The sequence below is a fragment of the Methylobacterium sp. WL6 genome, from assembly GCF_008040095.1.
Taxonomy (GTDB): domain Bacteria; phylum Pseudomonadota; class Alphaproteobacteria; order Rhizobiales; family Beijerinckiaceae; genus Methylobacterium.
Genome location: NZ_VRVH01000208.1, coordinates 1 through 8,110 on the forward strand (window position 1 = coordinate 1; position 8,110 = coordinate 8,110).

Annotated in this window: 9 protein-coding genes; 6 read left to right on the plus strand and 3 right to left on the minus strand. The window is 70.9% G+C overall.

From position 1 onward, the window contains the following. Positions 1-44: 44 nt before the first annotated feature. From kdpA to FV230_RS20745, 3 genes are all read right to left on the minus strand, one after another. Positions 45-1,760 (minus strand): potassium-transporting ATPase subunit KdpA, encoded by a 1,716-nt coding sequence (gene kdpA / locus FV230_RS20735; RefSeq protein WP_147843733.1) that lies wholly within the window; start codon positions 1,758-1,760, stop codon positions 45-47. A 14-nt stretch (positions 1,761-1,774) separates the two neighbouring features. Then, a complete protein-coding gene (locus FV230_RS20740) occupies positions 1,775-1,876 on the minus strand; it encodes a K(+)-transporting ATPase subunit F (protein ID WP_147843734.1) in 102 nt (33 codons plus the stop codon). 254 nt (positions 1,877-2,130) lie between these two features. Next, positions 2,131-3,222: an acyltransferase gene (locus FV230_RS20745; RefSeq protein WP_147843735.1), complete on the minus strand. Its 1,092-nt coding sequence runs from the start codon at positions 3,220-3,222 to the stop codon at positions 2,131-2,133. A 241-nt stretch (positions 3,223-3,463) separates the two neighbouring features. Between FV230_RS20745 and FV230_RS20750 the strand changes: the two genes are divergently transcribed. The 6 genes from FV230_RS20750 to FV230_RS20775 all read left to right on the plus strand — a co-directional run bounded on the left by FV230_RS20750 (position 3,464) and on the right by FV230_RS20775 (position 8,057). Further along, complete coding sequence (locus tag FV230_RS20750) at positions 3,464-3,892, plus strand: helix-turn-helix transcriptional regulator (RefSeq protein WP_147727688.1); 429 nt, start codon at positions 3,464-3,466, stop codon at positions 3,890-3,892. A 114-nt stretch (positions 3,893-4,006) separates the two neighbouring features. Then, complete coding sequence (locus FV230_RS20755) at positions 4,007-4,453, plus strand: CHRD domain-containing protein (RefSeq protein ID WP_147843736.1); 447 nt, start codon at positions 4,007-4,009, stop codon at positions 4,451-4,453. A gap of 66 nt (positions 4,454-4,519) precedes the next feature. Next, positions 4,520-4,858, plus strand: a complete 339-nt coding sequence (locus FV230_RS20760; protein ID WP_147843737.1) for a hypothetical protein — start codon at positions 4,520-4,522, stop codon at positions 4,856-4,858. A gap of 111 nt (positions 4,859-4,969) precedes the next feature. Continuing rightward, on the plus strand, positions 4,970-5,899 hold the full coding sequence (locus tag FV230_RS20765) for an aldo/keto reductase (RefSeq protein WP_147843738.1): 930 nt from the start codon (positions 4,970-4,972) through the stop codon (positions 5,897-5,899). Continuing rightward, entirely contained in the window at positions 5,889-6,629 is a 741-nt protein-coding gene (locus FV230_RS20770; protein ID WP_147727692.1) for an NADPH-dependent F420 reductase, read from the plus strand. Before FV230_RS20765 ends, FV230_RS20770 begins: the two co-directional genes overlap by 11 nt. Before the next feature lie 78 nt (positions 6,630-6,707). Beyond that, positions 6,708-8,057 carry an MFS transporter gene (locus FV230_RS20775; protein ID WP_147843739.1) on the plus strand — a complete coding sequence of 450 codons (1,350 nt, stop codon included), beginning with the start codon at positions 6,708-6,710 and terminating at the stop codon, positions 8,055-8,057. The last annotated feature ends 53 nt before the right edge of the window (positions 8,058-8,110 follow it).

The following is an 8,110-nucleotide window of genomic DNA, read 5'->3' on the forward strand; positions in this document are numbered from 1 at the left end:
GGTGCTGTGCGGGGGGCGGCGTGGAGGAGGGTGCGGCCCACGGGTCAGCCCCCCGCGGCGAAGGTCTGGCCGAGGCCGCCGGCGAGGTGCTCGACGATCGGCCCCAGCGCCAGCGCCGGGAAGAAGGTCAGGCCGCCGACGATGAGGATCACGCCGACGAGGAGCCCGACGAACAGGCCGCCGTCGGTGGGGAACGTTCCGGACGAGGCCGGCACGGTCTTCTTGGCGGCGAGCGCGCCGGCGATGGCGAGCGCCGGGACGATCACGAAGAACCGCCCGACCAGCATGCCGGCCGCCAGCGTGGTGTTGTAGAAGGTCGTGTTCGCCGTCAGCCCGCCGAAGGCCGAGCCGTTGTTGGCCGCCGCCGAGGTGAAGGCGTAGAGCATCTCGGAGAAGCCGTGCGGGCCGGCATTGGCGGGCCCCGCGAGCCCCGCCGCGACCACGGTGGCGAGCGCGGTGCCGCCGAGCATCATCAGCGGCAGGCAGAGGATGGCGAGCATCGCCATCTTCACCTCGCGCGCCTCGATCTTCTTGCCGAGGTATTCCGGCGTGCGCCCGACCATCAGCCCGGCGACGAAGATCGTGACGATGACGAAGACCAGCATGCCGTAGAGCCCGGCGCCGACGCCGCCGACGATGATCTCGCCGAGCTCCATGTTGATCAGCGGGATCATGCCGCCGAGCGCGGTGAACGAGTCGTGCATGGCGTTGACCGCGCCGCAGGAGGCGGCGGTGGTGACGACGGCAAACAGCGCCGAGGCCACGATCCCGAACCGGATCTCCTTGCCCTCCATGTTGCCGCCGGGAAGCCCGAGCGCGTTCAGGACCGGGCTGCCGGCGGCTTCGGCGCCGTAGGTGACCGCGATCCCGGCCCCGAACAGCACGGCCATCGCGGCCAGGATCGCCCAGCCCTGACGCTCGTCGCCGACGCTGCGGCCGAACAGGTTGGTGAGCGCGGCGCCGATCGCGAAGATCGAGACCATCTGCACGAAGTTCGACAGCGCGGTCGGGTTCTCGAACGGGTGGGCGGCGTTGGCGTTGAAGAAGCCGCCGCCGTTGGTGCCGAGCATCTTGATCGCGACCTGGCTCGCCACCGGCCCGACCGCGATGGTCTGGGGCGCGCCCTCGAGCGTCGTCGCCGCGACGGCGCCGCCGAAGGTCTGCGGGATGCCCTGCCAGACCAGGAACAGCGTGAACACGACGCAGAGCGGCAGCAGCAGGTAGAGGGTGCAGCGGGTGAGATCGACCCAGAACGAGCCCACCGTCCGCGCCGAGGCCCGCGAGAATCCCCGGACGAGGGCGACGGCCAGCGCGATCCCGGTCGCGGCCGACAGGAAGTTCTGGTGGGTCAGCCCCAGCATCTGCGACAGGTACGAGAGCGTCGTCTCGCCGCCGTAGGACTGCCAGTTGGTGTTGGTGACGAAGCTCGCCGCGGTGTTGAAGGCGAGGTCCGGCGCCACGGCGCCCTGCCCGTCCGGGTTCAGCGGCAGGGCCGCCTGCAGCCGCAGCAGGCCGTAGAGCAGCACGAAGCCGGCCGCGTGGAAGACGAGCATCGCGGTGGCGTAGGCGAGCCAGTGCTGCTCGTGGGTCCGGTCGATGCCGGCCAGGCGATAGAGCCCGCGCTCGATCGGCTCGAGCACGGGCGAGAGCAACGTCCGCTCGCCCGCGAACACGCGGGTCATGTAGCCGCCGAGGGGGCGCACGAGCGCCAGCACGACCGCGCAGAAGAGCGCGATCTGGATCCAGCCGTTCACGGTCATGGGCTTGGTGTCCTTCAGAACCGCTCGGGGCGGACGAGGGCGTAGGTGAGGTAGGCGAGGAGGCCGACCGTCACGAGGGCGCCGAGGGTCAGGTCGAGAGACAGGCCGTAGGGCATGGCGGGGCCCTCACAGGCGCGCGCACAGGCCGGCATAGCCGACCGCGAGGGCGAAGAAGGCGAGGCCTCCGGCGAGGAAGACGAGGTCGAGCATGGCGGGCGTCCGGACGACGAGGAGCCGGCAACGCGGTCGTGGGCCGACCGGTCCGCTTCGACCGATCCGCCCCGGCGACCTGCTTGCCGTGATCGTCAGAGTGGCCGGACGCGCCGTAGGAATGCGAGAGGGAGGCGGCGCCGAATCCATAAGGATCCCATCAGGATCGGGCCGGCTCGGCGGTGTCGGGCACGGACGACCGCGTCCGGTCGAAGGCGCGGCGGATCGCGCGCTGTCCCGGCGTCTCGACGGCGTAGCGGATCACGGTCGCGAGCCCGACCGAGGCGAGGACGGCCGCGAGGATCGCCGATCCGGACGACCATCCGCCGGCCTCCGGCGCCCGGATGATCGCGTAGCCGAGGATCTGGTGGACGAGGTAGAGCGGGTAGGAGATCGCCCCGAGGAAAACCAGGGGCGCGCAGCCGAGCCAGGGCAGCCGCCCGGTCGCGGCGGCGAGGACCGTGCCGGCAAAGCCGAGCACGAGCAGGACATAGAAGCCCGTCCCGACGCCGCCGTAGTCGACGGCGGGCCCGAGGGCGGTGAAGCCGAACGCGGCGGCGAGCGCCCCGAGGCCGAGGGGGGTCAGCGCGCCCGCCGCGAGGCGCGCGAGCATCGCCCCGATCACGAACAGCAGCGCGAAGGGAAGGTTGAGGAGCACGACCACCTGCAGCGTCCGGACCGGAAGGACCAGCGTGCCGACGAACGCCGCGGCGAGCCATCCGGCGCAGATCCGCTCCAGGCGCAGCCCGGGATCGGTCGCCGGGCCCCTATGGATCAGGGCGAGGGCGGCGAGGGCGTAGAAGGCGACCTCGTAGGTCAGCGTCCAGTGGGACGGATCGATCGGCGGCACCCGGATCAGCGAACTGAGCATCGTCAGACCCGCGAGGGCCGCGCCCGGCGTGATCCCCACGGGATTCGGGCCGCCGAGGGCGAAGATCCCCAGCGTGCCCCCCGAGCAGACGAGGAAGGCGGGATACAGCCGCGCGACCCGCCGCACGGCGTAGTCTCCGAGGGACGGCGTCCGCCCGAGCGTACCGGCAATCACGAAACCGCTCAGGATGAAGAACAGCTCGACGCCGAAATGCCCGGCGGCGAAGCTCGGAACGCGGTCGACATGCGGCCCGATGCGGCCTTCGTAGCTGAAGAGGTAATGGTGCAGCATCACCATCGTTGCGGCGAGACCACGCAGGGCGTCGATGGATCGGATTCGGCCGATGGGGCGGACGGGGGTGTTGCCCGAATCAATCGACATACTTTAGGTACGTTTTCCGCAACGCGTTCCCGTCACGCCATGACAGCGCGGTTGCCTTAAGAAACGTTGACCCCTGCCGTGCGGGATACCGGCCATTCGAAAAAAGCGTGGCTGCACCGTTGGAAAGGTATAGATTGATACCACGATTACAGTGCTCCTCTTGATTGTATTCCGAGAGCGCCGGTTACACTGCACATCCGGGCATCCCGCCCGACAGCACGAACCCTGTGAGGCCAGCCCCATGACGACCGCGGAACAGAAGAAGCCGACCGATGCCGACCACACCGTCGGCAACCGCATCGCGGTGCTTCGGGCCGCCCGCGGGATCAGCCAGACCGCCCTGGGCCAGGCGCTGGGGGTGAGCTTCCAGCAGGTCCAGAAGTACGAGAAGGGCCGCAACCGCGTCGGCGCCGGCCGCCTGCAGACGATCGCCGACCATCTCGGCGTCCCGGTCTCGACCTTCTTCGAGAGCGAGCCCGGCGAGGCCCGCAGCTTCGAGGACGGGACGAGCCTGCCCTTCCTCGGCATCGCCGGCGCCGCGGAGCTGCTGAAGGCCTACGCCGCGATCGCCGACCTGCAGATGCGCCGCGACGTCCTGGCGATGGTGAAGTCCGCTGCCCGGATCGCCCGCGCCAGCACGCCCGACGCGTCCGCTTCCGACATCGCCTGACACGCGGGCCGACGCCACGGCACCGGCCGCACGCGACAACGTGATCGCCGGGCGCTCCGATGCGCCTATCTTCCCGGATGCGAGCCACGCCGGCTTGCCGAAAGGGAGGATCCGATGATCCGCACCGTCCGCGGCGGCTTCGCCGCATTGGCGCTGTCCGCCTTCGCGCTGTCCGCGACCGTCTCCGGGGCGTCGGCAGCCGAAGGCCTGGCGTACCGGGCTGCGCTGAAGGCAGGCTCGGAAGTGCCCGCCAACGACAGCAAGGGCACCGGCGAGATCTCGGCGACCTACGATCCGGCGAGCAAGACGCTGACCTGGAAGGGCAGCTACAATGGGCTGACCGGGCCCGTGACGGCCGCGCATTTCCACGGTCCGGCCGAGGCCGGCACCAATGCCGGCGTGCTGATCCCGGTGACCGCCGCCGCCAGCCCGTTCGAGGGCTCGGCCACGATCGACGACGCCAAGGCGGCCGACCTCGTCGCGGGCAAGATCTACGTCAACCTCCACACCGCCGCGAACCCGAAGGGCGAGATCCGCGGGCAGGTGGTGCGCGCGCCGTAGGCCTTTTCCGGGCCGCGCGCTTTCTGTAGGCCGTTCGCCGGGGGACGGCATGCGGAGGCTCGGTCGGTGAAGCAATCGGACGCCATCATCGCCTGGACGCCGGCGCGCTGGGCGGAGCTGCGCCCGGACACCGCCGGCCAGGTCGCGGTGCTGCCCCTCCCCGACACCGAGGGCGCGGCCAAGCGCTTCCTGATGCGCGGCGGGGCCGGCTCCTCGGCCCTCCAAGCCCTGACGGGGGAGGCGCGCATCGCCCGCCTGTTCATCGACTTCCAGACCCTGGTGGTGCGCGACGGCCTCGACCCGCAGGCGGTGCACCGGGCGTTCCTCGCCATCGACGAGTACCGGTTCCGCATCGCCCCCGACACGGAGGGCGCGGAGTTCGAGGATCCGCCGGAAGAGGATTGATCGCAGAGCCGCCCGAACGGCTCGCGGAGTCACAATCGAGAAAAGGCGGGCGCTTACTCACGGTTGCCCTAGTTGAGTCCCGGCACGCCTTGCGCCACGGAGCCTTCCGCGATGCCTCTCGCAGCCTCTCCCGCACCCAGCCGCCTGTCCCGCCGCGCGCTGATCGCCGCCGCCGGGCTGCTACCCTTGGCCCAAACCCTCGCGGCGGAGGAGGCGCTGATCCGCCGGCCGATCCCGTCGACGGGCGAGCTGCTGCCGGTGGTCGGCATCGGCACCTCGCGCCGCTACGAGGTCGCGCCGACGCACGAGGCCGTCGCGCCGCTGCGGGCGGCGGTGGAGCGCTTCGTGGCGCTCGGCGGATCGGTGATCGACACCGCCCCGAGCTACGGCACGGCGGAGGACGTGCTCGGCCTCATCCTCCCGGACGGGGCCCTGCGCGAGAAGGTGTTCCTGGCGAGCAAGGTGGACACCACCGGCCGCGAGGCGACGCGCGCCGAGTTCGAGCGCTCGCTGGCGCGGATGAAGGTCGCGCGGATCGATCTGCTGGCCGTGCACAACCTGATCGACGCGACCGAGAACCTCGCGGTGCTGCGCGACCTCAAGGCCGAGAAGCGGATCCGCTACCTCGGCGTCACGGTCTGGCGCGACGGGCAGTTCGACGGGCTGGAGCGGGTGATGCGCGGCGAGCCCCTCGACGCGATCCAGGTCAACTACGCGATCGACAACCGCGAGGCCGCCGAGCGCATCCTGCCGCTCGCCGCCGACCGGGGGCAGGCGGTGATGGTCAACGTGCCGTTCGGGCGCGACCGCCTGTTCAAGGCGGTCCAGGGCAAGGCGGTGCCGGACTTCGCCAAGGGCTTCGGCTGCGAGACCTGGCCGCAATTCTTCCTGAAATACGTCCTCGGCCACCCGGCCGTGACCTGCCCGATCCCCGGCATGGCGAAGGTCGCCTACGTCGAGGACAACCTCGCCGCAGCCCGCGGGCGCCTGCCCGATGCGGCCGAGCGGAAACGGATGGAGGCCTTCATCGATGCGCTCTGACCTTTTGGGACTTTCCCGTCGTGCCGCGCTCATCGCCGGCCTCGCATGCCTCGCGTTTCCGGCGATGGCGCAGGAAGCATCCAAGAAAATCCGGATCGGCGTGATCGGCTCGGGCAACATCGGCGGCACGATCGGGAGCCTCTGGGTCAAGGACGGGCACGAGGTGATGTTCTCCTCCCGCCATCCCGAGACCCTGAAGGCCCTGATCGAGGCCCTCGGGAGCAAGGCCAAGGCCGGCACGCCCGAGGAGGCGATCGCCTTCGGCGACGCGGTGCTCGTGGCGGTGCCGTACAAGGCCTATCCGGAGCTCTCGACATCCTACGCCGCCGCGCTCAAGGGCAAGGTCGTGCTCGATGCCGGCAACGCCACCAAGGCGCGCGACGGCGAGCTCTACGACGAGGTCCAGGCCAACGGCATCGGCGCCACCTCGGAGAAGTACTTCCCCGGCGCTAGGCTCGTCCGGGCGTTCAACGCCGCCAACTACAAGGTCTTCGCCAAGGAGGGCGCCAACGGCGGGGCCGACCGGGCCGGCGGCCGCATGGCGATCCCGATCGCCGGCGACGACGCCAGCGCCCTCAAGGTCGCCGAGGGCCTCGTGCACGATGCCGGCTTCGACCCGGTGGTGGTCGGCGGCCTGAAGGACGCGAGCAAGTTCGCCATGGGCTCGCCGGGCTTCGGCCACGAGAAGACCGCGCCGGAGCTGCGCAAGACCCTCGGGCTGACGCCGTGACGATGGCCACCGGGCAACTCCCTCTCCCCTCTGCGGGGGAGGGCGCGTCGGAGCCGGTCTTTGCAACAAGTTGACCCGATGAATCACGCAACGCCGCCGAGCGAGGCCGCGCCTTCGAACGCCCTCGCGCGCCTGATCGGCGTCCGGCCCGGAGAGGGGCCGGCCCTGGCCTGGTCCTGGGCCTACATCTTCTCGATCCTGGCCGCCTACTACGTGCTGCGGCCGATCCGCGACCAGATGGGCGTGGCCGGCGGCATCGAGAACCTGCCCTGGCTGTTCACGGCGACGCTGGTCGGGATGCTGGCGCTGAACCTGCCCTTCGCCTGGCTGGTCAAGCGCATGCCGCGCGCGCGCTTCGTGCCGCTGACCTACCGGTTCTTCGGCGCCAACATCCTTTTGTTCGCGCTGGCGCTCTACCTCGCCCCGCCGGACTGGGACGTGTGGATCGGGCGGGTGTTCTTCGTCTGGCTCTCGATCTTCAACCTGTTCGTGGTGTCGATCTTCTGGGCGACCATCGTCGACGTGTTCTCGACGATCCAGGGCAAGCGCCTGTTCGGCTTCATCGCGGCCGGCGCGACGCTCGGGGCGATCGCCGGCTCGGCGACGACCGCGCTGCTCGCCAAGACCGTGCCGACCTGGGGCCTGATGCTCGGCGCGGTCGCGCTGCTCGAATGCGCCGTGTTCAGCATGCGCGGGCTCGCCCGCCTGTCGGAACGGCTGCGGCAGGCGCCGTCCGGCGGGCCGGAGCAGGGGACGGGACAGGTGATCGGCGGCAGCGTGTTCGCCGGCGTCACCCGGACGTTCGCCTCGCCCTACCTCCTGAACATCTCGCTGTTCCTGCTGCTGTTCTCGGTGACCTCGACCTACCTGTATTTCCAGCAGGCGGCGATCGCCAAGGCGAGCTTCCCCGACCGGGCGGCGCAGACGGCGTTCTTCGCCGGCGTCGACCTGGCGGTGAACGTGCTGACGCTGGGGGTGCAGTTCTTCCTCACCGGGCGGATCGTGCGCCGGATCGGCGTCGGGCTCACCCTGGCGATCCTGCCCGCGCTGAGCATCCTCGGCTTCGGGCTGCTGGCGCTGGCGCCGTCCATCGCCGCCATCGTCGGCTTCCAGGTGCTGCGGCGGGCGGGCAACTTCGCGATCAGCCGGCCGATCCGCGAGGTGCTGTTCACGGTGGTGCCGCGGGAGGACCGCTACAAGGCCAAGAGCTTCATCGACACGGTGGTCTACCGCCTGGGCGACCAGGCCGGCGCGTGGTCCTATGCCGGCCTCGGGGCGCTCGGGTTCGGCGCGGCGGCGGCCTCGGTGGTGGCGGTGCCGCTCTCGGCGGCCTGGCTCGTCAACAGCCTGTGGCTCGGGCGGGCGCAGGAGCGGCGCCACCGTGCCGCGCGGGCGGCCGAAGCCCCCGGCTACGCCGACGGGATCTGAGGCCCGGCCGGCGGCTCAGCGGCGGCGGGCGCGCACCCGGACCGGCCGAAGGA